Annotated in this window: 2 protein-coding genes; both read right to left on the bottom strand. The window is 59.2% G+C overall.

What is annotated here, in order from left to right:
* Positions 1 to 606 (bottom strand): TolC family protein (locus JNL55_RS15890; protein WP_293855380.1); only part of this gene is annotated, 606 nt, incomplete at its 3' end.
* 12 nt (positions 607 to 618) lie between these two features.
* The coding region (locus tag JNL55_RS15885; RefSeq protein ID WP_293855377.1) for an MFS transporter at positions 619 to 1,561 on the bottom strand (943 nt) is incomplete at its 5' end.

Here is a 1,561-nt window from a genome sequence, read left to right as displayed (position 1 = left end):
CAACAGCTCTTCGACCGCCTGAATCTCCGCCTTGGTAAACACGATGGTGAAATACTGAAGCGCCACATTACCGGTCAGCGACAGCCACGCAGCATTCAGCTCCTGCTGATAGTAGCCAGCCAACGCGGCACGCTGCTCGATAGAACGCGCGACGCCGCCGTTGTAATCGAGCGTATAGCTCACATCCGCACCAATGGCGTAATACGTAAACGTCGGCAGATGGAACGGGCCCAGGAACTTGGCGCCGAGCTGCTGCCGACCCGTGCCACCATTCAACCCAACCTTGGGCAATCGAGTGCCACGCTTGGCCGCGAGCAACTCTTGGGCTTGAGCCAACGAAGAACGCGCAGCCGCCAACGTAAAGTTACTTTCTTTGGCCTGCTGCATGAGCCGATTCAACTGCTCCGACTCGAATAAAGCCCACCAATCCGCCGGCGGCGTCTCGCCGTAGACGAACTGCTGCGCCGGATCCGCAGGAGCCTGAGTATCACGCGTGTAACGCGTCGCTGTAGGCGCATCCGGCCGCTGAAAATCGGGACCGACAGCGCACGCGCCGAGCAACAACGCGCTCGATGCAATCGATAAATAGCGCACAGAGAGTGACATCTTCTTCACCAACTAATCCGCATGCACCGCGGCCGGCGCCGTGCCCATCGCACGACGAAACAAGAACACCAGCGGCACGACGGCCAGCGTAAGAATGAACAGTAGTTTGAAATCGTTGTTGTAGGCGATCAGGGTCGCCTGATGAGTCACAGCGCCATCGATGGCGCGCAACCCAGCCAATGTCGTGGCATCGAAAGCAGGATGATTGCGTGTCGCAAAATCGTACGGCGTGACATGCTCAGCGAGCCTCGCATGCATGTACGTCGTATTCCTGGTCACCAACGCCGTGACCACCGCGATGCCGACGCTGCTGCCAATGTTACGTAGCAAGTTGAACAGCGCCGTGCCTTCGTTGCGGAAATGCACGGCCAGCGTGCCGAAGGCCACAGTGGTCAACGGTACCCACACGAACCCCAGCCCGAAGCCCTGAATCAGGCCGCTCCAGATCACCAGTCGCTCATCCATCTGCGGCGAAGCGCCGGCCATCATCCATAGCGACAGTGCCACGGCGCTGAAACCGAATGCCATCAGCCAGCGAGCGTCGAACTTGCTGATCATGCGACCGACGATCAGCATCGCGAGCAGCATGCCCACACCGCGCGGAGCGGTAACCAAACCGATGGTCACGACTGGATAATCGAACACCCCGGCCAGCAGCGGCGGCATCAATGCCAATGTCGCCAGCATGACGATACCGGCGATGAAAATGATCAGGCAGCCCAAGCTGAAATTGCGGTCCCGGAACAACGCCGGGCTGACGAACGGATGCGGCGTGGTCAGGATGTGGACGATGAACAAATAAAGCGCGACCGCCGAGACCACCAACTCAGCCACGATCTCGGTGGAACTGAACCAATCCAACAACTGACCACGATCCAGCATGAGCTGCAACGAACCGATGGCAATGCTGAGCATGGCGAACCCGAACAGATCGAACGGCGTGCGCTTGAGCTGT

The sequence above is a fragment of the Steroidobacter sp. genome, from assembly GCF_016790065.1.
GTDB lineage: Bacteria > Pseudomonadota > Gammaproteobacteria > Steroidobacterales > Steroidobacteraceae > Steroidobacter.
Note: the sequence above shows the minus strand (reverse complement) of the source record. Positions and strands in the feature narration are given on the sequence as shown.